Source organism: Acidovorax sp. ACV01 (assembly GCF_014851495.1).
Classification (GTDB): Bacteria; Pseudomonadota; Gammaproteobacteria; order Burkholderiales; family Burkholderiaceae_C; genus Acidovorax; species Acidovorax radicis.
This window is the reverse complement of the sequence record NZ_JACUZT010000005.1, coordinates 399,563-423,640: the sequence shown is the minus strand read 5'-3', so window position 1 is coordinate 423,640 and position 24,078 is coordinate 399,563. Positions and strand designations below refer to the sequence as shown.

The following is a 24,078-nucleotide window of genomic DNA, read 5'->3' as shown; positions in this document are numbered from 1 at the left end:
GGGCGTCCTAACGCATAAGTTCCATGGTGCCCACGGCAGCCTGCTGGCCAATTACTCCCCCGGCTCCGGCAGGCTGGTTCAGTACGTCTACCTGAACGGCAAGCGCATCGCACAGAAGGAGTCCGCACAATGGCCGTCTCTTTCATAGCGGCCAAGCGCTCCTATATTCATAGCTGCGAGCGATTACCTGTTATGCGCTAACAGTATTTTTTTACGTTTTTTGCAAGAGCTACCACACAGCTAGGCATGCACCATTGCCCCGCGCCTGCCGCCCAGCGTGATCCACGCCAGCGCCACGCCCACCAGCGCCCCGGTGGCCATGCCGATCACCATGGGCAGGGGCTTGCCGGTGGCAAACAGGCCCACCACGCCCATGGCCAGGGCGCCCGTCAGCATCTGCAGCGTGCCCAGCAGGGCCGATGCCGTGCCGGCAATGGCGCCGTGTTTCTCCAGCGCCAGCACCGAGGTGGTGGGGATCACCAGCCCCATGAGCGCGCTGGCCACAAAGTACAAACCGATCAGCACGGCCAGGTCATCGCCGCCCAGCAGGTAGTACAGCAGCAACGACGCCATGACAGCGCCCGAGGCCGTGGCCGCGACCTTCACCACCCGCACCATGCCAAAGCGCTCACCCAGCGTGGCGGTGAACTGCGAGGCGCCGATAAACGCCGCCGCATTGACCCCGAACGCCACGCTGTACTGCGTGGGCGACAGGCCGTAGTGGTTGATGAGCACAAACGGCGAACCCGCCAGGTACACAAAAAACCCGGCCATGGCACAGCCGCCGATGAACACCAGGCCCAGGTAGTGCCAGTCGCGCAGCAGCAGCGCATAGGCGCGCAGGGCGCCGCCCAGGCTGCTTTCCACACGGTCGGACGCAGGGCGTGTCTCGTGCAGGCCGCCGTACACCAGTGCCAGCCCGGCCACAGCGGCCACGGCCACCACCCAGAACACGCCGCGCCAGCCCGTGAGCGCGATCACCCCACTGCCCGCCAGCGGCGCCAGGATGGGCGACACGCTGAACACCAGGATCAGCAGCGACATCAGCCGCGCTGCATCGGTGCCCGTGTGCAGGTCACGCACCACGGCACGCGGTATGGCCATGCCTGCCGCCGCGCCCAGGCCCTGCAGGAAACGCAGGGCCACCAGGGTTTCGATGTCCGTCGCCAGCGCGCAGCCCACACTGGTCAGCGTGAACAGGCCCAGGCCAAAGTACAGCGGGGGCTTGCGCCCCACCATGTCGGAAACGGGGCCGTAGAACAGCTGGCCCGCCCCCAGCGCCAGGAAAAACGCCGTCAGGCTCCACTGCACGGCACCCACCGACGCTCCCAGGCTGGCGCCGATGTCTGGCAGCGCGGGCAGGTACATGTCGATGGCAAACGGCCCGATGGCTGAGAGCAGGCCCAGGATGAGGGCCATTTTGTAGAAGCGGGAAAAATGCATAGCCGCCCATTGTCACCATTTCGGTGCATGAGTTTCGGGTAAACCCTGTATGAACCATATAAGAGTGCGCCCGTGTCAGCGCGGGCAGGACGGCATGAAGGCCCAGCAGCCCCTCAGTCTGGAGCCAGCTCGATGCGGTTGCGCCCGCCCTGCTTGGCGCGGTACATGGCGCGGTCGGCGCGGCGCACCAGTTCTTCAGGGGCCTGGTCGCGCTGAGGCACCACGGTGGCCACGCCAAAACTCACGGTCACGATGCCATAGGGGGCGCCCTCGTGCGGCAGGGCCAGCGCCTGGATGGCATGCTGGATCTGGTGGGCCACATCCATGGCGGCCTGGGCATCCGACGCGGGCAGCAGCACCACGAATTCCTCGCCGCCAAAGCGCGCTGCCAGGTCGCCCTCTCGGCGTGCGCCGGTTTGCGCCAGGGTCAGGGCCAACGCCTGCAGACAGGCATCGCCCGCCAGATGGCCATAGTGGTCGTTGAAATGCTTGAACACGTCCACGTCCAGCATGATCAGCGACAGCGGCGTTTGGGCGCGCTGGGCACGCGCCCATTCGTGCGCCAGGGCCTGGTCAAAGTGGCGCCGGTTGGCGATGCCGGTGAGCCCGTCGGTGTTGCTGATCCATTGCAGCTGCTGGTTGGCCTGGGCCAGGGCCTGGGTGCGCTCTTCGACCAGCGTCTGCAACTCGCGGTTGTGCTCCTGCAGCCGGTCCACCGGGTACACCTCGCCCGCACGGGCCACACCGAACGGGATGGAGATGCTGCTGTGCGCAATCTTCCAGTCATTGCCCTCGTGGCGAAACACCAGCACCAGCCGCGCGGTCTCGCGTGCAAACAATGCGTCGGGGATGGGCAGCTGGATGTGAAAAAACGCGGTGACGGCCACCACGTCATCACTCAGCTCCTGGGGGAAAAGGTCCACCACGTCGATCCCGATGCGGCCTGGCACCTGGGCAAAGTCCTGCAGCGTGACCGCGACCCACTCGCTGCGGCTCTTGATCAGCTGGTCGCTGCTGCCCGCAAAGCCGCTGAAGTTGTCGCTAAAGCGCGTGACCAGACGCGCATCCCGCGCGGCATACATCTCGATGTACTCATCGAACAACAGGCGGATCAGTCGCTGGCGTTCCGGTGACATGGGGGGTTCCTCTGGAGCAGCGGTGGGGTGGTGCGCGGAAACCGCAGCGCAAACTGCGGCCGGGCGCTCTGATGAATGTAGCACTCAACGCCCTTCTGTAAAGGCTGTGGTGGCTGCGCGCAACATCCAGCCTGCCAAAGAACTCGGCCGTGCCGACCCGCCTGCACCGCGCAAGACACCGCCCTCCAAGCCCTGCCAATGCAGCGCTCAGCGTATGTGCGCTGGCAGACAGTGAACGCCCCTTCAAGCCGTCAGACTGCGTCAAGAGTATGGACATTGTTCTGATAGCGGTGGTTTTGTCCCAGCTCCGCGCTTCCCAGATTTTCCTCCGGCAAAGGCAGCGTCTCAGAAAGGACCAGAGCATGGGTATCCACCAACGACAATTCCTGTTCGGCAAGACGCTCACTAGGTCGTGGCCCAGCGCCATACAGATTCAACACTGGACCCAGGTGCTGGGCTCACTGCACACGCGCCTGCTCAACCCGTCTGGCGATGCCATCCCGCATGGCCAGACGCCCACCCCCACCGCAAAAGCGTGGCCGGATTTCAATCTGCGCGAGTGTGTTGCCGCCCTGGAGGAGATGCACCAGGCGCTCCAGCGCGAGACGGCGCAACGGCAGGAGCTGGAGCGCGCCTACCAAGGCACCCACCAAGCGCTCGTTCAAGCCGAGGCCGACCTGGTCTGCGTGCGCGGCGGCGAACGGCAGGCGCGCCACCAGGCACTGCATGACGAGCTGACGGCGCTGCCCAACCGCCGGCACCTGCTGCAGCAGCTGGGCCATGCCCTGGCGCAGCACCGCCCCGGCCACCCAGGGCCCACGGTGATCTACATCGACCTCGACCACTTCAAGGCCGTCAACGACAACCATGGGCATGGCGTAGGTGACGAGGTGCTTCGCATAGCGGCCGCCCGCTTGAGTGCGGCGGTACACCATGGCGACCTCGTGGTGCGCCTGGGTGGTGACGAATTTGCCTGTCTGCTGCAAGGTGTTGCCGACACGGTGCCGCTGCGCCAGCTGTGCAGCAAGTTGCTGGACGCCGTGTCCCGGCCCATGAAAGTCGCCAGCCTGCAGCTGCTGGTATGCCCGAGCATTGGCGTTGCCATCTGCCCGCAGCACGGCACGGCGGCCGAAGACCTGCTCGCCTGCGCTGACGCGGCGATGTATGCGGCCAAGCGCGACCGGCGTGGATTCGCGTTTTATGGTGAAGCGGCCTGATCCGGAGAGCACTTTTCGCGCAAGCAATACACGCCCGTGGGTACGGTTGCGAACAGACGGCCGCTGCGCACCGTGGGACAATGCAAACAACAGCCACCACCATGGTGGCCGCCTTTCCAAAGGACTGTTCCATGCGCCATCCCACACCCCGCCAACTTTCTGGCGCCTTTCTGGGAGCGCTTGCTGTCATGTCGCTGCAGGGCTGCAAGCGCATCGACATGGTCACCGACTGGGCACCTGCCAGCCCCTCGCCCATCGCGTACCTGGAAGACAGCGTGCTGACGTCCCGGGTCCGCGCCGCACTCATCCTCTCGCCGGTGGTGAACAGTTTTCACCTCGGTGTCGAATCGCACCGGGGCGTGGTGCTGCTCAGCGGCATGGCGGCAGACCCCACACAGATTGATCTGGCCGTGTTTGTGGCGCAAACCGTGCCCGGCGTGAGTTCGGTGGACAGCTTCATGTTTTCCACGGGCATACCCCCCACTCTGGCCGTCAGCAAGAACTACACCCCCAGCCCGGCAGCCTTGCGCACCCAGCGCCTTCTGGGCCATACCCCTCACCCTGAAGCAACCCATCCTGAGGAGCAGCCTTCGGCCCCGGCCCCCGCCGTGGTGTCATTGAGCCATCCCCTGGCGCCGGAAAAAGGGCAATCCGCAGACGACCCGCCCAAGCCAAGCCGCTGGGTCCACCTGGCCCACAGCGTGCTCGGCATTCGCAGCATCCAGGACGAACTGCTGGTCAAGCAGTAAGCCCCACCTGGCCCCGATCACAAGGGCCGAGCCTCAGCGCTTGGCCTTCATCAAACGCTGGTAGATCTGTTTGTCGGCGCCATAGCAGCTACAGGCTTCGGCCTCCAGCGCCTGGCGGTCAAGCACCGTGAGTTCGCCCCGGTGGTAGGCAATGAGCCCACTGTCTTGAAAATGGCTGGCCGCTTCGGTCACCCCCACCCTGCGCACACCGAGCATCAGGGCCATGAATTCCTGGGTGACGTGAAAACTCTCCGAACGCGCCCGGTCCTGGCTCATCAGCAGCCAGCGCGCCAGGCGCGGCGCAATCGGGTGGTAGCGCTGGCATGCCGCCGCCAGTGTCTGCTGGTGCAGGCGTGCCAGCAGGCAGGCCTGGAGCAGGGTTTCCAGTGCCGGAATCGCATCGACCTGCACACGGAGTTCGTGGGCGCCGATGCGCCAGCTGGACCCGGCCCCCTGCACCAAGGCACGCCAGGGTGTGGCAGCCAATCCCAAAATCAGCTCCGACCCGAGCATGGCCTCGGCCCCCACCATGCCAACCTCCAGCGGAGGGTGGCTGTCCACATCGATCACCAGGGACAAAAAACCTTCATTGGGGAAATGGGCATATTCCAGCGGCTTGCCCCGCACGCTCAATTCTGCGGAAAGCACCAGCTCGAACGGCTCGCAATGGTCCAGCAATTGCTGGCGCGCAGCAGGGGGCAACTGGTGAAGAAGGGCATTCTCGGGGGGGTGCATCGGGGCGTCTCACGGGTCAGCCAGCGCCGCTCAAAGAAGCGGCATCGTGACAACCGCGCGCAGGCTTGCCTGGCGCAGGTCTTTGGTCAGTGTGGGCGCCCCTGTGCACCGTGACTGTCTGCCAGCGCACACAGCATGCCCTGCCCAGCCCGCCTGCCAGCAAGAAGCGCGCTAGCTGGCAACGCCCTTGGGCAGCAATCGGTCGTATTCCTTTTTGACGACTTCGTAGCACTCGCAGGTGCGGCCCTCCAGGCCCGGGCGATCCAGCACATTGATGTGCCCCCGGGCATAGCTGATCAGCCCCGACCGCTGCAGCTTGAGGGCCGCTTCGGTCACGCCTTCGCGCCGCACGCCCAGCATGTTCGCGATCAGTTCCTGCGTCATTACCAGCTGGTTGCTTTGCAGGCGGTCCAGGCTGAGCAGCAGCCAGCGGCACAGCTGCTGGTCCAGTGAATGGTGGCGGTTGCACACGGCGGTCTGCGCCATCTGGGTGATGAGAGCCTGTGTGTAGCGCAGCAGCAGGTGCATGACGGGCCCAGAGCGCGCAAACTCCTGCTTCATGACATCGGCGCGCAAGCGGTAACCCGAACCCGCGCTTTGCACCACAGCCCGGCTTGGGGTAGAGCCGCCGCCCATGAAGATGGAAACGCCCACCAGTCCTTCAAAACCCACCACCGCAATCTCGGCCGAGGCTCCATCCTCCAGCACATAGAGCAGGGACACGATGGCATTGGTGGGGAAATACACATACGGCATTGCCGCACCAGATTCGTACAGAACCTGCCCCAATGTCAGCTCCACCGACTCCAGTTCCGGCAGCCAGCGCTGCAACTCCAGCTCAGGCAAGGCGGCCAGCAGCTGATTCTGAAGGGGGGAATTGGATCTTTTGATGGTGGCACCTTTGGTAACGCGCGGCGCACGGCCATCGCGGTCGTGCCTGCCACACTGGGCAAGCAGCCAGTTTGCGAGGCTGAACCCTTCTGGTCTGTACGGTATCGCACATACACACATTTACCAAATGGCGCCCCTCCGTGGGCACTACGCCGAGACAGAAACCGTGTCCGCATACACCGGAAGGGGGATCACACAACACAGGTCCGAAGGCAGATCGATCCATCGCAGCCGCTCACCCACCTGGAGCCAGCGCGCCCCAGCCGGGGCATTCCTGGGCAGGATGGGCAGCCCAGCCCCCGGGGCCATCCGCACCAGAATGAACCGCAGCGTGCGCCCACCGCGCAGCAGGGTCAGTTCGGCACCCGGCCAGTGCGATGGCAGGCAAGGCGTGAAGAACAGCTCTTGTGCCCGCATCTGCAGCCCCACGATGGACTCCACCGCCGCCCGGTGCAGCCAGCCCGCCGCGCCGGTGTACCAGCTCCAGCCGCCACGCCCCACATAGGGCGGCTGGCTGTAGATGTCGGCCGCCACCACATAGGGCTCCACGGCATACACCGGCCCCCACACGGGGTGCTGGGCTCGGTGCGCCGGGCTCAGATAGGTGAAATAGCGGTAGGGCACGTCGAACGCACCGGGGTTCTCAGGCTCCTGCAAGGCCAGTTCTGCGGCAGCCATCAGGGCCCATACGCCGCCATGGGCATACTGCCCGCCGTTCTCGCGCACGCCGGGTGGGTAAGCCTGGATGTAGCCCGCGCTGGGTGAGGCGTGGCGCAGCGAGGGCGCGAGCAGCTGGATCAAGCCTGCTGCGGGGTTGACCAGATGCGCCTCGACCGCATCCATCGCACCGCGCTGCCGCTCAGGCGCTGCGGCGCCCGAGAGCACCGCCCAGGCCTGGGCGATCAGGTCAATGCGGCCCTCGTCCCGCGTGTGGCTACCCAAGGCCGTGCCGTCGTCAAAAAAGGCGCGCTGGTACCAGTCGCCGTCCCACGCCTGGTTTTCCAATGCAGCGCGCCAGCCGGTCAAGGCAGCGTCCCAGCGCTGCACGCGGTCCAGGTCGCCCTGATCGCGGGCCAGCGGAATCCAGTCGGCGACGATGGCGCACAAAAACCACGCCAGCCACACCGATTCGCCGCGCCCACCGTCGCCCACGCGGTTCATGCCGTCGTTCCAGTCGCCGCCGCCCATCAGCGGCAGGCCGTGTTTTCCGGTGCGCAGGCTGCGGTCGATGGTGCGTGCGGCATGCTCGTACACGCTGGCCGTGGTGGTGCTGGCGTTGGGGGATTCGTAGATGTCCTCAGCGCCCACAGGAATGGCGGAGCCTTCAAGGAACGCCACCTGCTCCTCCAGCAAACTTTTGTCGGCGGTGCGCTCCAGATAATGCGCGCAGGCAAAGGGCAGCCACAGCAGATCGTCCGAGAAATGGGTGCGCACCCCTGCCCCGCCCGGCGTGTGCCACCAATGCTGCACATCGCCCGCCTCAAACTGGCGCGACGCGCACAGCACGATCTGTGCGCGCAAGGTGTTGGGCTGCGCCCAAGCCAGCGCCATGGCATCCTGCAACTGGTCGCGGTAGCCCGTGGCACCACCCGCCTGGTAAAAGCCCGCCTTGGCATGCAGGCGCGATGACACCGTCTGGTACAGCAGCCAGCGGTTGACCAGCACATCGAACAGCGGATCGGGCGTAGCCACCTGCGTTGCGCCGAGCAGCAGGTTCCACCGGTCGAGGGCGGCCTTCTCCCGAACACGGGCCGCCACGGCCATGGCCTCGGTGCCCAGCGTGCGTGCGGCAGCCTCTGTGGGGGCATAGCCCATCAGGTACACGCGCTCGAACGCCGACCCGGCCCGCAATGTGATCATGCGCGACAGGGCTGCACAAGGGTCCAGCCCAAACCCGCTGCGCTGCCCCAGTTGCAGGGGCACCACCAGGTCGCCCTGCGCATCGAAAAACTCGCGGCGGTCACAGGTCCAGTCCAGGCTCTCGTTGGCACGGTCGTCCGTGCCGGGCCCGGCCGAGGCCTCGCAGAAAAAGGCCGTGCCCCCCCCAAAGCCTGCGGCCGCCTCGGTCTGCGTGCACAACAAGCCCAGCAAGCGGCCATCGGGCAGCGGTGCAAAACACGGTGCGGTGGCCAGCGTGGCACGGTCGCCGCGCTTTTCACCCATCATCCATTCCACCATGCCCACCAGGCGCAGATGCTCGCGCCGATTGCCCAGGTTGCGCACCTGCACATGCACCTGTTTGATGGCAGTGATGGGGTCCACACACCAGCGCACCGCTACATCCAGCGAGCCTCGGCGGTGGCGGATGGTGGTGGTGCCCTGGGCATGTTCCACGCCGTACACCACATCGGCTGCGCCCCAGGCCGAGGGCGTCAGGCTCCACACCTCGCGCGTGCGGCGGTCCTGCAGCAGCAGCCATTCGGCGGGCGGGTCGGCCACCGGGTCGTTCGACCACGCGGTGAGCTGGTTCAGGCGGCTGTTAAGCGCCCAGGTGTTGCCTGCGCCACTTTCAGACACCATGGCCCCCAGCTGGGCATTGGCCAGCACATTGACCCAGGGTTTGGCGGGCCGCAACGCAGCCGACACCTCGAACCCGAAGGTGCCGGTGACCGGTGCAAAGCCGCCCACCGGGGCGGGCACCCGCGTGCTGCCCTGGTGCGTGGGCACTTCGTCGGTGGCACCGCCGCGCCAGGGGCTGGCCATGGATGCGCCATGGGCCGCCACCCAGGCCTTCATCTGGTGCATCAGCGCATGGCCATCGGCCTGCAGGGTGATGCGGGCCAGGCTCGCCAACGTGCCCAGTTGCGGTGCCGACAGCTCATCGATCCGCAGTACGCGCAGGCTGGTCACGGCCGGACCGGTGTGTGTGGCGAGATCGGCATCGTGGTGCTCGCGCAGCAGCGTCAGCTCGCGCTGCAGGGGCATGTGGTACGAATGGGATTCACTGCTGAGCACCACCAGGTCGCAGGCCACACCACCATGCGCCCATTCGCGCAGCGCCTGGGCCAGCGTGCGCAGCAGGCCCATGCCCTGGGGCGATCCGGCCATCACCAGCACGATGGGCCGGTCGCCCGACAGGCCCAGTTGCCACAACACACGGCGGTCGCACACACGGGGGGCCCCCTGGGGTTCTGCCAACAGGCCCGCAGGCACGGCATGGATCTTGGGCAGCGTGAACACCAGCGCCGTGGTCAATGCCTGCAGTGCGGGCAGGTAGTCGCGGTGCGGGCGGTGCGACGCCCACTGGATGCTGGCCAGCGTGGCCGACATGGCCGAGGCGCGCTCCACATAGGTGGGCTGGCGGTACTTGTCGATGATGGCCAGCAGCGTGGCCGGGTCTGGCGATGCCGCTGTGGCAAATGTGACGCAGGCTTGCGCGCCTGGCGCAATGCGCAGCATCACCCCCAGGGCGGCCACGGGGTCCAACCCCGTGTCCAGCGCGGCGGGCGCCTCCGGCACACGGCTCAGCAGGGCCAACGGCTGGCCGGGCGTGTGGTTGCGCCCCAGCCAGAGCTGGCGGTCGGTCTGGCAGCGCAGGCCCAGTACGTGGCCTTGCGTCTCGGCCACAAAGTGGGTGGCCTGCAGCGTGGTCTCGGTCTGCAGGCGGGGCGTTCTGATGAACCGCAGCGCCTGCTGTTCGGGCAGCCAGTCGGCGGCAATGAAAAGGTTGGAGAACGCCGGGTGCGCCTCGTCGGCCGCATGGGTGGCCAGGGTGATGTCCAGGGCCGAGATCAGTTCCAGCTCGACCACCTCGTCGCCCAGGTTGCTCACCACCACCTTGCGCAGCTCGATATCGTCCTCGGGACTCACCCACACCGTGGCGTGCACGCGCAGCCCCGGCCACAGTGCGTCAAAACACACGCGGTCGGTGTGGAAGATGCTGCCGTACACCGCTCGCGCATCGGGAGCGGGGTGGCTGGTGACGGACGCGGGCACGCTGGAGCCCATCTGCCGCACATACAGAAAGCTGCCGTGCGCATCCCGCAGCGCATCGTCGCGCCAGCGGGTGATGCCCGTCTGGTGCCAGCGGCTCCAGCCCGCCCCATTGGCGCGCAGGGTGACGCTGTAGCGCCCGTTGCCCAGCAGATGTGTCGGCTCCAGCGCGTGGGCACCCGGGGTGACAGAGCGCACATGGTCGGGTGTTTTTTGCTGGCGCGCATGCGGCGGCAGGCGCGGCGGCGTCGCTTGCAAGGTGGGCAGCTCGCGCGGGGCGCGCTCCTGCAGCAGCGGCAGCACGGCCTCGATGCGTGCATGCGCCGTGCCCCAGCGCTGGGCCACTCCACGCAGCAGCACGTTGGTCAGCGCCACGATGGTCATGCCCTGGTGGTGGGCCATGTAGGTGCTGACCAGCGTGAGCCGCTCGCCATGGGTCTGGCGTTCGGGCGTGAAGTCCAGTGCCTCGTAAAAGCCGTAGCGCCCACGCGCCGACAGTGCAGCCAGGGTGCGGAAGTTCGCGCAGGCCGCGCGGGCATCCACCTGCGTAGCCAGCGCCGTGGCATAGGGTGCAATCACCAGCTCGCCCACGGGCGCGCGGCGCAAGGCCAGGCGGGGCACGCCCTGCGGGGCGTATTGGTACGCCAGGGTGTGGTCGCGTCCGGAATAGGCACATTCGGAAATGCCCCAGGGCATGTCCTTGCCCAGGCCCTGCACCAGTGCCACGTGCTCACGCAGGGCCGACCGCCCTGCCTCGCCAAGGGCGCTGTGATACGGCTCGTCCATGACCAGTGTGGGCATGAGGTACTCGAACATCGAGCCCGACCACGAGCGCAGCACCGCATGGTGGCCGTTGGCAAAAAACGGCCGTCCCAGGGCCGCCCAGTGCCGCACGGGCAGGTCGCCCTTGGCCACGGCCAGCAGGCTGGTGGTGCGCGATTCGGACGCGAGCAGGTCGTAGAACGAGTTGTCCAGCTGCTGCTCGTCCACCCGGTAGCCAATGTGCAGCAGGTGCCGCCGCGGGTGGTACAGAAACCGGAAGTCGGCCTGCCAGGCCAGTGCATCCAGCGCCTCGGCCAGGGCCATGAGGCGCCGCGTGGACTCGGGCGCGCCGCCGCTGTGCGCGGCCTGCTGGTCACGGTCCACCGACTGCAGCGTGGCCAGGTGGTCGGCCAGCAGCCACAGCAGTTCGTCCTGCGCCGTGGGCGGGCTGTGCACGATGGCCGGGTGGCGTGGCTGGGCCATGCTGTGCAGTTCACCCTGCGCCTGCGCCAGCAGCGCGCGAAACGCCGTGGCCTCAGGCAGGTGCGCGGGGTCGGGCGGGCGCAGGCCCAGCAGGCGGCTCAGCGCGGAGGGGTGCTGCAACCCGCGCATACCCAGGTGGTGGATGCCCAGCCGGGGCTGCAGCCGCGCCAGCGATGCGCGAATGGCCTGCTCACCCGCCTGCGGCGACAGCGGCTGCGCCGCCAGCGCGCTGCAGGCCTGCGCCACGGCCACCAGGTGGGCGCAGAGGTTGCCGCTGTCCACCGTGGACACATAACGCGGGTGCAGGGGCTGCAGGGTTTCGGTGTCGTACCAGTTCAGGAAGTGGCCTCGGTGCCGCTCCATCGCTTGCAGGGTCGCCAGTGTGGCTTCGAGCCGGTCGAGCAGCTCCAGCGTGCCGATCCAGCCGAACTGGCGTGCGCAACTGGCACTCAGCAGGTACAGCCCGATGTTGGTGGGCGAGGTGCGGTGCGCCACCATTTCATACGGGGAGGTCTGCAGGTTGTCGGGCGGCAGGTGGTGGTTGTGTGCATCCACACAGCGCTCGAACAAACGCCAGGTGTCGCGCGCCACGCCGTGCAGCAGGTCCTGATCTTGTGCCGACAGCGTTGGGCTGCCACGGCGAGACGGGACCCTGTTCGCAAGCCACACCAGCAGCGGCGACAGCGCCCACAGCACTAGCAACGGCCCCACCAAGGCCCAGGGCGCCGAGGTGTCCAGGGAGCCCCCGACCCAGAGCGCCACGCCGCAGCCCAGCGCCAGCAAAGGCGCCGCCTTGTGCCTGCGCAGTGTGGCGTGAAGGCCCGTGGTCAAGGTGTTCTGTGCGGCCTCGGCCGTGGTCCACTCCAGCAGGTGCCAACGGCTCACGGCCTGCCGGTGCACAGTGCGCACCACGGCATCGCCCAGCAACAGAGCCTGTTGGGGCAGCAGGGCCAGGTGCCACACGCCGCTGGCCAGGGCACGCAGCAGGTCGCCTGAGGCTTCGTGCAAAAAACGCATGCCGACCAGCCCAAAACGGCTGGGCACCCAGCCCGCCAGTGCACCCATCAGCGGCGCAGCCACATAGGCCGCCACCACCAGCGCGAGCGTACTGGCCACAGGCAGGCCCAGTCCCACCATGGCCAACACCACCAGCACCAGCGATGCGGGTGCCACGAGCGAGCGGCGCAAGTTGTCCAGCAGCTTCCAGCGGTTGATGGGTGAGAGGCCCCAGCGATGGGCTTGGGCCAGAAAGGGCCACAGCTGCCAGTCGCCCCGCGTCCAGCGGTGCAGGCGGGCGGCGGCGGTGTCGCTGTGCTCGGGCTCGGGCTCCACCAGCGTCACATCGCTCACCACTGCGCAGCGTGCCAGCGCGCCTTCAAGCAGGTCGTGGCTCAGCACCTGGTCGGCGGGCAGGCGCCCGCCCAGCACGGCGTGCACGGTGGCCACATGCAGCAGGCCCTTGCCGGTGAAGCTGCCTTCGGCAAAAAAGTCCTGGTACACGTCAGACGTCATGGCGCTGTAGGGGTCCAGCCCCTGCTGGCCCGCAGACAGCCACTGCCACAACGAGGTGGTGGCAGACGTGGGCAGTGGCGCGAGCACCCGGGGCTGCAGGATGCCGTAGCCCTGCACCACGCGCTGGCCGGTGGCATCCAGCCGGGGTTGGTTCTCGGGGTGTTCGGCCACGCCCACCAGGCTGCGCAGGCGGCCCGGGGGCAGCTGCGTATCGCTGTCCAGCGTGAGCACATAGCGGATCTGCGGTGCCAGGTGCGAGAGTTCGTCCAGGTCCAGGAAGGCGCCCTGCCCCCCCGTGGCGAGTGCGGCCACCAGCTGTTCGAGCTTTCCGCGCTTTCGCTCCCAGCCGATCCACTGCTGCTGCGTGGGGCTGTAGGTGCGCGCGCGGTGCAGCAGCACAAAACGCGGGGCGCTGCCTGGAGTGACGGGGTGCTGCTGGTTCAGGGCCTGCATCTGCCTCTGGGCATGGGCCAGCAGCGCGCCGTCTTCGGGCAGGTCTTGCACATCGGCATCCACACCGTCGGTCAGCAGCGCAAATTGCGCACAGGGCTCGGGGTTGGCCAGGTAATGCAGGTGCAGGCGGTGCACCAGCCGGTCGATGGTGCCGGTGCTGCTGAGCAGGGCCGGGATCGTTACCAACACACGTGCCGATGCCGGAATGCCCGCTGGCAGCAGGTAGCGCGGCATGTAGGTGGGCCGGACGGATTCGCCAATGAGCCGGTTCACCACGGCCACCACGATCTCGGACACGGGCAGCAGCAACAAGGCGGCCACCAGCGCCAGGCCCGCAAGATGGGCTGCACTGGCCGAGGGCCCGGGTGGCATGCCCCACAGGGGCGCCATCAGCCAGGCCAGCAGGCCGAGCGAGCCCAGCAGCAAGGCGCCCAGGTACAGCGGCACACGCGACAGACCCACCGCAGAACGCCACAGGGCCACCGCATCGGCGGCATGGCGGCGTGTACCGAGGGCGTGCTCCAGCTGGCCGCGCCCGGCGCCTTGCAGCCAATAGCCTGCCAACGCCTGCGCACCTTCAGGCTCATCCTGAGGCTCGCCGTGGCCGCCCGACATCAGCACCAGCAGCGCCTGTGCCACGGCGGCCTCACCCTGCCCGCTGCGGGCCGACAGGTTTTCAATGCCGTGCAAGGTGGTGTTGCGCGTGGACTCGTCCTCGGCCGCAAACACGGGCGACTGCAGCATGGCGCGCAGCACCAGGCTGGTCTGGCTGATGATGTCGGACCAGTCGGCCGCGCCCACCCGCCGCAGCGCCGTAACGGCATTGCCCATGCTCAGCTGGTCCGCCGCCTGGTTGATCTGCTGTTGGGCCTGCAACGCCACCAGGTCAGGCACAGCGGTCAACAACCACTGCTGCACCGGCAACAAGGGCTGCACCGGTGTGTGCCCTCCCGGCGTTCTGCGCCCCGCCATGGACTGAGCCAGATGGGCCAGGAACACGGGGGCCACGCCGCGCTGCTCCATGGCAGCGCATGCAGCGTCCAGGGTCTGGGTAGTCAGCTCCTCGCAGTGGGTGGCGCACAGGCTGGCCAGCTCCTGCGCAGCCTTGTGGCTGGCCAGGCGCTCGGCCAGGCGGCGCAGGTTTTCGATGAACACCACGCGCAGCGTGGTGGGCAACGCCCACAGCTCCCCCTGGCTCAGCTCGCGGGTCTCCTGGTAAGCGTTCAGGTAGTGCACGAGCAGCGATTCATCGAAGGCGCTGTCGGTGTGGGCCACAAACGACCAGGCCACACCGTACACACGCGGCAGGCCCACCAACGGGGCATCTTTGAGCACCGGCAGCGAGCGGTAGTAACGCGGTGGCAGCCCGGCCCGGATCTCCTTGAGCTGGCTTTCGATCAGATGGAAGTTGTCAAACAGCCATTCAGCGGCGGGGCTGATGGCATGCTCGTCGTTGGGCGCGTCGAACAGGTAGCGGTGCGCAGCCCGCAACGCGCGGATGTTGCTCTGCAGACGCGGGTAAAACGTGGTGCGGCCAAAGGGTGCCTTGCCCGCGTCGTGGGAGGAACCAAGGTGCCGGCCATGCTCTTCGAAGCGGGCCACGCCAAACACTTCGGCCCGCAGGGGCTCCAGCACCGGGCCTGCCCGGGCATCGAGCATGCGATCCATCGCGGAAGGAACCCAGGGCCATGGTGTGCGTAAGCCCATGCGCGCGCCCCCTATCGCACCAGCGATACGCCCCCCACCAGCAACGTGACCAGGAATGCAACAGTCACCACATGTTCTGCAACCAAGGCCTGCAGCCATGCAGCGCCAGCGAGAAACTGGTCCAGCGGCCCCCGCAACGCGCCGCAGTGCACCAGATGTTCACCCAGGTGGGAGAGTTCCAGCAGCGAGATGTCTGCCGGCTGCCCCACGGAAGACGTGTCCCATGCAGAGGCAAGGGTGGATGGATGGGACATGGGCGGCTCCTGGTACAAGTGAATGGCGCAACCGCGTGGCGGGTACGCTCCGATCCTCTTGTACAAGGGGCAGATACTGCGCGTCTGTGCGCTGTCGAACAGACCCCAGCGGGCCTGTTTTTTGTCCAGGCACCTCACCACCTGATGCCTGGCTTTGCCCGCACAGCTTTTGGCGAAGCGGGCTGTGTTGACGCCGCCTCATATGCTACTATTTTTATAGCATATCGCGCAATCCACCAAAGCGCTAGCGGCCTATTTAACCCAAAAATATCGAATCAACCACCGCGCACTAGCAGCACGGCAGAGGGCAGAGCCGGTCCATCGGCGGCCTATGGCTTTTCAGAGGAGATGTTGAACGCACATCACCGTACATCCCACACCGCTCAGGCAACCTGGGCGGCCTCGCGCAGGCTGTCCACCAACGCCCGCAGCCCGGCCAGGTAGGAGTGGGGCCCGAAGCCCTGCACCGTGGCCTTGACGGCGGGCGAGATGATGGAGTGCGCGCGCCAGGCCTCGCGCGCGGCGATATTGGACATGTGCACTTCGATCACCGGGAAAGGCATGGCCTTGATGGCGTCGTGCAGCGGCACGCCGTGCTGCGTGAGGCCCGCAGGATTCACGAGTGCGCCCTGCGCTACATCGATGTTGGCGTGCAGGAAGTCGATGAGCGCGCCTTCGTGGTTGGACTGCACGATGGCCAGTTCTACCTGCAGTTCCGCTGCGAGCTTTTGCAGCCGCTCGTTGATCTGCGCCAGCGTGGTGGTGCCATAGATATGGGGTTCGCGGCGCCCGAACAGGTTGAGGTTGGGGCCGTGGAGGATGAGGATTTTCATAGGTTTCGGACCAGGTGGCTTACTTGCGGATGCGGGCGAGTTCGTCGTTGTAGAGCTTGACGATCGCCGGGTCATAGGTGGCCGCGAACTTCTCGATCACGGGCTTGGCGATCTGCTGCATGCGGGCCAGCTCGGCGGGCGTGATCTCGTTGTAGGCCATGCCTTTGGCCTGCAGGTCACCCACCGAACGCTGCGCTGCGGCGCGGCTCACCTGGCGCTGGTAGCCACGCGACTCGCTGGCCGCGTCGTGCATCATCTTCTGCTCGGCGGGGGTGAGCTGGTCCCAGAACTTCTTGCTCACCAGCACGATGTTGGCGGCGTACACGTGGTTGGTGGCGCTCACGTACTTCTGCACCTCGAACATCTTGTTCGACAGGATCACCGCATAGGGGTTCTCCTGGCCGTCCACGGCCTTGGCTTCCAGCGCGCCATACAGCTCGGCAAACGGCATGGGCACGGGGTTGGCCTTGAAGGCCTTGAAGGTCTCCAGGAACACCGGGTTGGGGATCACGCGCAGCTTCAGGCCGTCGAAATCATCGGCCTTGGTGATGGGGCGCCTGCTGTTGGTCACGTTGCGAAAACCGAGGTCCCAGTAGCCCAGGGCCACCAGGCCCTTCTCGGGCAACCTGGCGATGAGCGCCTGGCCCAGCGGGCCGTCGAGCAGCGCATCGGCCTGCGCAAAATTGGCCACAGAAAAGGGGAAGTCCACCAACCCGAATTCCTTGACGATGCCGGCCAGCGAGGTGGTCGCCGGGGCCGACATCTGCTGCACACCGCCCTGCAGCGCCGACTGCTGCTGCATCTCGTTGCCCAGCTGCGAGGCGGGGAACTCCATCACCTTCATCTTGCCGCCGCTCTTGGCCGCCAGCAGCTCGCTAAAACGCTTGACGCCAAAGCTCACGGGATGGTCGGCATTGTTCAGGTGCCCGAAGCGGATCACGCGCTCCTGCTGCGCGGCGGCGGGCAGCGCCATCAAGAAGGACAGGCCAGCGGCCGCCAGGAGGCAAGCAGTTTTTTTCACAGGGACTTCTCCAACAAAAAGAGACCAGGGTTGTGCACCCCAGGCCCGGGGTGCATCTGGGACTGCATCGTATGAATAAAGTGGAAACTGTTTCCACAGTAGAAACCCTTTAACAATTTTTGATACATTGCGCCGGAAGAACCAGCGCTTGGGTATCCCGGAAACACCAGTTCACGATCACAAAAAGCCCCGCCATGAGCAGCATCCTTGAACGCAGTTTCAAAGTCCTGGAGCACCTTGCTCCGCACCCGGAAGGCAAGGCCCTGTCGAGCCTGGCCTCGGAACTGGACATGCCACTGAGCGCCACGCACCGCCTGCTGGCCGAGTTGATCCGTTGCGGCTACGTGCGGCAGGACCAGAGCCAGGGCAACTACATGCTCACCATCAAGCTGGTGTCGCTGGGCCTGGGCTATCTGAGCGCCACGGGCGTGGTGGACATTGCCCAGCCCCTGCTGGACCGGCTGGCCGCTGAATCTGGCGAACTGGTGCGTCTGGCCGTGGTGGACGGTGATGCGCTGACCTTTGTGGCCAAGGCGCAAGGGGCCGTGCGCGGCCTGCGCTACGACCCGGACATGGGCCTGTCGGTCAACCTTTCGTGCAGCTCGGCCGGCCATGCCTGGCTGTCCACGATGAGCGATGAAGAGGCCCTGGCCCTGGTAGCACGCCAGGGCTTTGGCAAGCCCGAGGACTACGGCCCCAACGCCCCCACCACCGTGAAGGCCCTGCTGGCCTACCTGCGCACCGCGCGGCAGCAGGGCTTCAGCACCATCGTCGAGGTGTTTGCACCGGCCATGACAGCCATGGCAGCACCCATCCGGCAAGGCAACGGCCCGGGGATCGGGGTGGTGACCATTGCGGGCCCACTGGTGCGCCTGACGCCCGAGCGCATGCAGGCCCTGGGCCCTGCCCTGCTGAACACCACGCACGAGCTGGCCATGGCCAGCGCGGGGTCGCCCCTGCTCAAAAAGCGCGGCTGAACCCGTTCAGCCTCTGGGGGCAAACAGCGCCAGGGTCTCGTGCGCAAACGCGCCCTCGATCTCCAGCATGCGCATCTTGGTGGTGGCGCCGCCACCGGCCGAAAAACCGCCCGTCTTGCCTTTCGCAGCCAGGATACGGTGGCAGGGCACCACGGGCGCAAACGGGTTGTGGCCCAACGCCTGGCCCACGGCACGCGCGGCACCCGGCTCGCCCAACGCGGCGGCCATCTCGCCATAGGTCATGGTTTTTCCGGGTGGGATGCGGCGGGCCAGTTCATACACGCGGGCGTTGAAAGGGGCCACGGTGTCCAGCGCCAAGGGCACATCACACAGGTCGTCGTGCGCTCCTTCGAGCAAGGCCACCACACGCGCTGCCCAGGCTGCCACCTCGGGTGGCATCCCGCTTTCAGCGAGCTGCGGAAACCGGCGCTGCATGCGGGCACGCGTTGGCACCTCGCCAGCATCTTCCGGCAGCTGCACGCCCACCAGCCGCGCACCCTGCCACGCCATGCCGCAGTGGCCAATGGCGGTAGGAAACAGCGCATAGCCGCTTGCGAAACCTTGCGCCGTTTCGAGGATGTGTGGCTCAGCAGACATTTGCTATATTTTTAATAGCTATTCACGCTTCTATATCAAGCGCCAGGGGCTTATTCAGCCCTCAATGCGGCACGCAACTGCTCGCCGACCTCAGGCTTGCTGGCAAACGGATCGGTGGGGTTGCGGCCCAGCATGATGTCTTCCATCCGCGTCTGCACCGAGGCGATGGCCTTGGGATGGCTGTAGATGTAGAACTGGCCCTGGGCCGCCGCGTCAAACACCTTCTGCGCCACCTCGGCGGCCGTCACCTTGCCGCTGCCCACAGCCTTGTCGCTCATGGCCTGGCCGATGAGCTGGCTCTTGGTGGGCCTCTCGGCTGGCATGTCTTCGGGCCGGTTGCGGTGGCTCTGGCTGATACCGGTGGGCACGAAGAACGGACACAACACGCTGGCGCCGATCTGGTCGGTGACCAGCGACAAGTCCTGGTACAGCGTTTCCGACAGGCTCACCACGGCGTGCTTGCTCACGTTGTAGATGCCCATGTTGGGAGCGTCCACCAGGCCCGCCATGCTGGCGGTGTTGACGATGTGGCCGCGCCAGGCGGGGTCTGCCTTGGCGGCGGCCAGCATCATCGGTGTGAACAGGCGCACACCGTGCACCACACCCCAGAGGTTCACGCCCAGCACCCATTCCCAGTCCTTGATGGAGTTCTCCCACACCAGGCCGCCCGCGCCCACACCAGCGTTGTTGAACACGAGGTGTGGCGCGCCGAAGCGCTGCTGCACGTCCGCGGCCAGTTGCTCCATCTGCGCGGCGTTCGACACGTCGACCTTGCGCGCCAGCACCTGCACGCCCGCGGCCTGCATCTCCGCCGTGGCGGCGTCGAGCGCGTCCTGCTGCACGTCCACCAACACCAGGTTCATGCCCAGGCGGGCGCCGATGCGCGCGCATTCGAGGCCGAAGCCCGAGCCTGCGCCAGTGAGTACGGCGGTCTTGCCGGCAAAGTTGTCGATCATGGTGGTGTCTCCTTGAAGTGGTATGTGGTTTTGTGTGTGTTCAGCGCCAGGGCATGTATCGATGCATCCGTGCGGTCACCGGGTCATCCATCGCCCTGCCGTTCGCCCTGAGCTTGTCGAAGGGTGTCCGCGAGGGCTGCCCTGGCTTCGACAGGCTCAGCCCGAACGGGTGTGGGGGGGGTGGTTGTGAGGTGGCGCGGCGCCGCCGTCAGGCCTTCGCAGCCCGCAGCACATACCCGATGCGCGGGAAGTGCACGTGCACGGTGCCCGCGCGCGGGTCGGTGCGGCGCAGGGTGTAACGGGTGCGGGTGGCGGCGATCAGCTCGCCCTCGGTCGGCTCGGTGCCGAAGCTCTCGGCGGCGATGGCGACCTGCGAGCCCAGCGGGATGCCGTGCTCGTCCTGGAACACATCGTCCATCAGCGGCAGCGGCTCTGCGCCGGCCGCCACGGTGATGGCGTCTTCGGCCGCGAACTTCTCCATGCGCCCGTGGCCCAGCGCGGCTACACGGTCCATCCATTCGAGCACCGCGGGCGTGGCCGCAAAAATGTCGGCCATCACCGGCACGCACTGGCGCGTGAACCACAGCGGGTGGTAGGCAGCAAAGTCGGCAAGACACGGCTCGGCACCGAACAGAAAGTCATGCTCCTCGGCCATGTGCGCGATGCGGCGCAGGTACGAGCGGTAGGCCGCCGTGGCGTCTGCGGGGCGCAGGCGCTGCATGCCCGCGCTCATCTCGCGGCGGTCTTCGCTGAAGGCCTGGGCCACGTTGGGCGGCAGGTTGGCGAACATGGCCGATGCGCCCTTGGGCTGCAGGTTGTAGGCCATGGCCGCCCAGAACAGGCTGCTGTCGGCCCACTGCGCAAACACCCGGGCCACGCCCTTGAGGTGCGGCGGGTACAGCACGGGCTCGGGCTGCTCGTGCTCCAGCACGTCGCAGATCAACGCAGAGTCGCAGTAGATGTCGGCTCCCACCTGCAGGAACGGCGTCTTGCGGTAGCCGCCCGTGAGCGCCACCACATCGGGCTTGGGCGCGATGCTGGGGATGATCACGGACTTCCAGGCCAGCTTCTTGAAGCCCAGCACCAGGCGGATCTTTTCGGAAAACGGCGACGAGGGGTAGTGGTGCAGGATGAGATGGGACATGGGTTTCTCCGCAAAATTCTGTGGGGTGAATCAGATCGGAAGCGCGCGGGCCAAGATGGCGTCCAGGTCCACGCCCGCACCCAGCGTGCCGAAGCTGTAGCCCCAGTCGCCGGCCAGGCGCGAGTCGCAGAAGGCATCGAACACGGCGCCGGGTGCACTGCGGTACAGCAGTGCGGCCTGCACGGCCAGGGCCACGTCCTGCGCCAGGCGGCGGGCCTCGGCTTCGGTGGTCATCGCGTCCACGCGCAGGGGCAGCGCGCTGGCCAGGTGGTCGAGCGCTGGGTGGGCGCCGCGCGCGGGGGCCAGTTCGTCGGCCAGGGCCGCGGCGGTGTCGGCGCGGCGCACGGCGCGCAGCAGGTCCAGCGCCATGATGTTGCCGGCGCCTTCCCAGATGGAGTTGAGCGGCATCTCGCGGTAGATGCGGGCCATGGTGCCTTCACCGCCCTCTTCCACATAGCCGTTGCCGCCCAGGCATTCCATGGCTTCTTGCGCAAACACGCTGCCGCGCTTGCACACCCAGAACTTGGCCACGGGCGTCAGCAAACGGGCCATCACGGCCTCGTGCTCGCTCTTATCCTTGTGATCGAAAGCGCTCGCAAGCCTTATGGAAAGAGCGGTAGCCGCTTCACTTTCCAGAGCAAGATCGGCCAGCACGTTGCGCATGAGGGGTTGCTCGATGAGCTTCTTGCCAAAGGCCGAGCGCTGGCGCGTGTGGTGCAGCGCGATGCTGAGCGCCTGCCGCATGAGGCCGCTGGTGCCCAGGGCGCAATCGAGCCGCGTCATGGTGCCCATCTCCAGGATCTGCGCCACGCCGCGGCCCTCTTCGCCCACACGCCAGGCGGTCGCGTCGATGAACTCGACTTCGGAGCTCGCGTTGGCGTGGTTGCCCAGCTTGTCCTTCAGGCGCTGGATGCGGATGCTGTTGAGCACGCCGTTGCGGTCGTCCGGCAGCACGCGCGGCAGGAAGAAGCAGGTCAGCCCGCCGGGCGCCTGCGCCAGCACCAGGAAGGCATCGCACATGGGGGCCGAGAAGAACCACTTGTGGCCCGTCAGCCGGTAGCGCGGGCCCCAGACATCCTCGCCATCGGGCACGGCCTGGGTGGTGTTGGCGCGCACGTCCGACCCGCCCTGCTTCTCGGTCATGCCCATGCCCATGGTGAGCGCGGATTTTTGCGAGAACAAGGCCAGGCGCGGGTCGTACCGGGTGCTGGCCAGGCCCGCGCTCCAGTCGGCCCACACCGCGGCGTTGCCGCGCAATGCCGGCGTGACGGCGTAGCTCATCGACACGGGGCACAGCACCGAGGGCTCGGCCTCGGTGAACAGCATGAAGCCGGCGGCGCGCTCGGTGTGTGCGTACGCCGCAGCACCGCCGGTGCGCGACCAGGGCGTGGCGTGCAGGCCGTGGCGCAGCGCCGCGCCGATCAGCGCGTGGTAGCTGGGGTGAAACTCGACCACATCGGTGCGGTGGCCAAAGCGGTCGTGCGTGTGCAGCTGCGGCTTGTGGGTGTTGGCCAGGCGCGCGTGGGTCAACATCTCCGCCGACCCCATCTCTGCCCCCAGCGCCGTGAGGCCCGCCAACGGCAGGTCGGGAGCGTGCATGCGCAGCGCGTCCTGCAGGGGCTGGTTGGTGGTGAACAGGTTCACATCGGCCCAGGGCGTGCTCTGGTTGAACACGTCGTGGGTGCGTGCCAGGCTGGCAGTTGGGGTGGTCGCAGTGGTCATGGGGGACTCCACAACATCTCGATATGGGGAATGTCGTCTTCCAGGTATTCGTCGGACACGGCCACAAAGCCCAGGCTGCCGTAAAACCGCTGCAGGTGAGCCTGCGCGCTGATGCGGATGCTTCGGCCGGGCCACGCCTGGCTGCAGCGGGTTATGCCCTCCACCATCAGCGCACGGCCCGTGCCGTTGCCACGAGCCTCCTTGGCGGTGACCACGCGCCCGATGGAAGGCTCGGGGTAGTTCACGCCCGGGTCCACCACGCGCAGGCTGGCCTGGAGCGCACCGGCCTCGTCATAGCCCAGCAGGTGGTGCGACTTTTTGTCGGCGCCATCGGGGTCCTGGTAGGGCCCCTGCTCCAGGATGAAGACCTTGCAGCGCAGAGCGAGCGTGTCGTGCAGCGCGTGCACGCCCAAGTCGTCGAAGCGAGCCCAGGTCCAAGTCAGCGTCATCAGATCAGCTTGACGAGTTGCTTGCCGAAGTTCTTGCCCTTGAGCAGGCCCAGAAAAGCCTCGGGCGCAGCGGCGATGCCTTGGGCAATGGTCTCGCGCGGGCGCAGCTTGCCGGTACCCACCAGCGTGCCCAGTTCCTTGAGCGCCTCGGGCCAGACTTCCATGTGCTCGCTGACGATGAAGCCTTCGACCTTCATGCGGTTGATGAGCATGAGCGCGGGGTTGGCCATGGGCAGCGGCGCGCCGTCGTAGCCGGCGATCATGCCGCACAGGGCAATGCGGCTGAAGGCGTTCATGCGCAGCATCACGGCGTCCATGATCCAGCCGCCCACGTTCTCGAAGTAGCCATCGATGCCGTTGGGGCAGGCTTCCTTCAAGGCCTTGGACATGGCCTTCACATCGCCGTGTTCCTTGTAGTCGATGCAGGCGTCAAAGCCCAGTTCTTCCACCGCGTACTTGCACTTGTCGGCACCACCGGCAATGCCCACTGCGCGGCAGCCACGCGCCTTGGCCAGCGCGGCAAAGGCGCTGCCCACGGCGCCGGTGGCGGCGCTCACCACCACGGTGTCACCCTCCTTGGGGGCGATGATCTTGACCAGGCCGTACCAGGCCGTCACGCCGGGCATGCCCACGGCGCCCAGGTAGTGCGACAGCGGCACGTGCGTGGTGTCCACCTTGCGCAGCGCGCCCACGGCATTGCCGTCCACCACGCTGTATTCCTGCCAGCCACCCATGCCCACCACCTTGTCGCCCACGGCGTACTTGGGGTGCTTGCTCTCGGCCACCTCGCCCACGGTGCCACCGATCATGACCTCGCCCAGGCCTTGAGAGGCGGCGTAGCTCTTGCTCTCGTTCATGCGGCCGCGCATGTACGGGTCCAGGCTCAGGAAGTGGTGGCGCACCAGCACCTGGCCGTCCTGCAGCGCAGGCGTGTCTGCGGCCACCAGCTTGAAGTTGCTGGCCACGGCTTCGCCCTGGGGACGGTTGTCGAGAACGATTTGTTGGTTGCGGGGCATGAGAGGCTCCTTCAAAATGTCTGTCACTATGAATTCAATAGCTACTAGCGCTTATGGATAAAGCGCAAGAGGCCAATTTGATCTAAAA

At 66.8% G+C, this 24,078-nt stretch carries 17 protein-coding genes; 3 read left to right on the top strand and 14 right to left on the bottom strand.

The window, feature by feature from the left end; all coding sequences use genetic code 11:
* Positions 1 to 240: 240 nt before the first annotated feature.
* Together IB243_RS17015 and IB243_RS17010 are read right to left on the bottom strand one after the other, a co-directional pair.
* On the bottom strand, positions 241 to 1,443 hold the full coding sequence (locus tag IB243_RS17015) for a multidrug effflux MFS transporter (protein ID WP_192428423.1): 1,203 nt from the start codon (positions 1,441 to 1,443) through the stop codon (positions 241 to 243).
* 113 nt (positions 1,444 to 1,556) lie between these two features.
* A complete protein-coding gene (locus tag IB243_RS17010; RefSeq protein WP_192428422.1) occupies positions 1,557 to 2,579 on the bottom strand; it encodes a diguanylate cyclase in 1,023 nt (340 codons plus the stop codon).
* A 362-nt stretch (positions 2,580 to 2,941) separates the two neighbouring features.
* On the opposite strand from IB243_RS17010, the gene IB243_RS17005 reads away from it, so the two are divergent.
* Both IB243_RS17005 and IB243_RS17000 read left to right on the top strand, forming a co-directional pair.
* Complete coding sequence (locus IB243_RS17005; protein ID WP_192428421.1) at positions 2,942 to 3,796, top strand: GGDEF domain-containing protein; 855 nt, start codon at positions 2,942 to 2,944, stop codon at positions 3,794 to 3,796.
* A 131-nt stretch (positions 3,797 to 3,927) separates the two neighbouring features.
* Positions 3,928 to 4,545 carry a BON domain-containing protein gene (locus tag IB243_RS17000; protein ID WP_225584995.1) on the top strand — a complete coding sequence of 206 codons (618 nt, stop codon included), beginning with the start codon at positions 3,928 to 3,930 and terminating at the stop codon, positions 4,543 to 4,545.
* A gap of 33 nt (positions 4,546 to 4,578) precedes the next feature.
* On the opposite strand, the gene IB243_RS16995 is transcribed toward IB243_RS17000, so the two are convergent.
* The 6 genes from IB243_RS16995 to IB243_RS16970 form a co-directional block, all read right to left on the bottom strand.
* Positions 4,579 to 5,280, bottom strand: a complete 702-nt coding sequence (locus tag IB243_RS16995) for a Crp/Fnr family transcriptional regulator (protein ID WP_192428420.1) — start codon at positions 5,278 to 5,280, stop codon at positions 4,579 to 4,581.
* 171 nt (positions 5,281 to 5,451) lie between these two features.
* Positions 5,452 to 6,126 (bottom strand): Crp/Fnr family transcriptional regulator, encoded by a 675-nt coding sequence (locus tag IB243_RS16990; RefSeq protein WP_192428419.1) that lies wholly within the window; start codon positions 6,124 to 6,126, stop codon positions 5,452 to 5,454.
* A 192-nt stretch (positions 6,127 to 6,318) separates the two neighbouring features.
* Positions 6,319 to 14,973: a GH36-type glycosyl hydrolase domain-containing protein gene (locus IB243_RS16985; protein ID WP_192428476.1), complete on the bottom strand. Its 8,655-nt coding sequence runs from the start codon at positions 14,971 to 14,973 to the stop codon at positions 6,319 to 6,321.
* A 59-nt stretch (positions 14,974 to 15,032) separates the two neighbouring features.
* Positions 15,033 to 15,275 (bottom strand): hypothetical protein, encoded by a 243-nt coding sequence (locus IB243_RS16980; protein WP_192428418.1) that lies wholly within the window; start codon positions 15,273 to 15,275, stop codon positions 15,033 to 15,035.
* A gap of 383 nt (positions 15,276 to 15,658) precedes the next feature.
* Positions 15,659 to 16,108: a type II 3-dehydroquinate dehydratase gene (locus tag IB243_RS16975; protein ID WP_192428417.1), complete on the bottom strand. Its 450-nt coding sequence runs from the start codon at positions 16,106 to 16,108 to the stop codon at positions 15,659 to 15,661.
* A 19-nt stretch (positions 16,109 to 16,127) separates the two neighbouring features.
* On the bottom strand, positions 16,128 to 17,081 hold the full coding sequence (locus IB243_RS16970) for a TRAP transporter substrate-binding protein (RefSeq protein WP_050812563.1): 954 nt from the start codon (positions 17,079 to 17,081) through the stop codon (positions 16,128 to 16,130).
* 242 nt (positions 17,082 to 17,323) lie between these two features.
* On the opposite strand from IB243_RS16970, the gene IB243_RS16965 reads away from it, so the two are divergent.
* On the top strand, positions 17,324 to 18,106 hold the full coding sequence (locus IB243_RS16965) for an IclR family transcriptional regulator (RefSeq protein ID WP_192428416.1): 783 nt from the start codon (positions 17,324 to 17,326) through the stop codon (positions 18,104 to 18,106).
* 6 nt (positions 18,107 to 18,112) lie between these two features.
* Here the strand turns inward: IB243_RS16965 and IB243_RS16960 are convergent, their stop codons facing one another.
* The 6 genes from IB243_RS16960 to IB243_RS16935 form a co-directional block, all read right to left on the bottom strand.
* Complete coding sequence (locus IB243_RS16960; RefSeq protein WP_192428415.1) at positions 18,113 to 18,703, bottom strand: methylated-DNA--[protein]-cysteine S-methyltransferase; 591 nt, start codon at positions 18,701 to 18,703, stop codon at positions 18,113 to 18,115.
* 50 nt (positions 18,704 to 18,753) lie between these two features.
* Entirely contained in the window at positions 18,754 to 19,659 is a 906-nt protein-coding gene (locus tag IB243_RS16955) for an SDR family oxidoreductase (protein WP_192428414.1), read from the bottom strand.
* 208 nt (positions 19,660 to 19,867) lie between these two features.
* A complete protein-coding gene (locus IB243_RS16950) occupies positions 19,868 to 20,803 on the bottom strand; it encodes a glutathione S-transferase family protein (protein WP_056165432.1) in 936 nt (311 codons plus the stop codon).
* A 30-nt stretch (positions 20,804 to 20,833) separates the two neighbouring features.
* Complete coding sequence (locus IB243_RS16945; protein ID WP_192428413.1) at positions 20,834 to 22,525, bottom strand: isovaleryl-CoA dehydrogenase; 1,692 nt, start codon at positions 22,523 to 22,525, stop codon at positions 20,834 to 20,836.
* A complete protein-coding gene (locus IB243_RS16940; protein ID WP_192428412.1) occupies positions 22,522 to 22,974 on the bottom strand; it encodes a GNAT family N-acetyltransferase in 453 nt (150 codons plus the stop codon). The genes IB243_RS16945 and IB243_RS16940 overlap by 4 nt, the downstream gene beginning before the upstream one ends.
* A complete protein-coding gene (locus IB243_RS16935) occupies positions 22,974 to 23,990 on the bottom strand; it encodes an NADP-dependent oxidoreductase (protein ID WP_192428411.1) in 1,017 nt (338 codons plus the stop codon). The genes IB243_RS16940 and IB243_RS16935 overlap by 1 nt, the downstream gene beginning before the upstream one ends.
* Between the last annotated feature and the right edge of the window lie 88 nt (positions 23,991 to 24,078).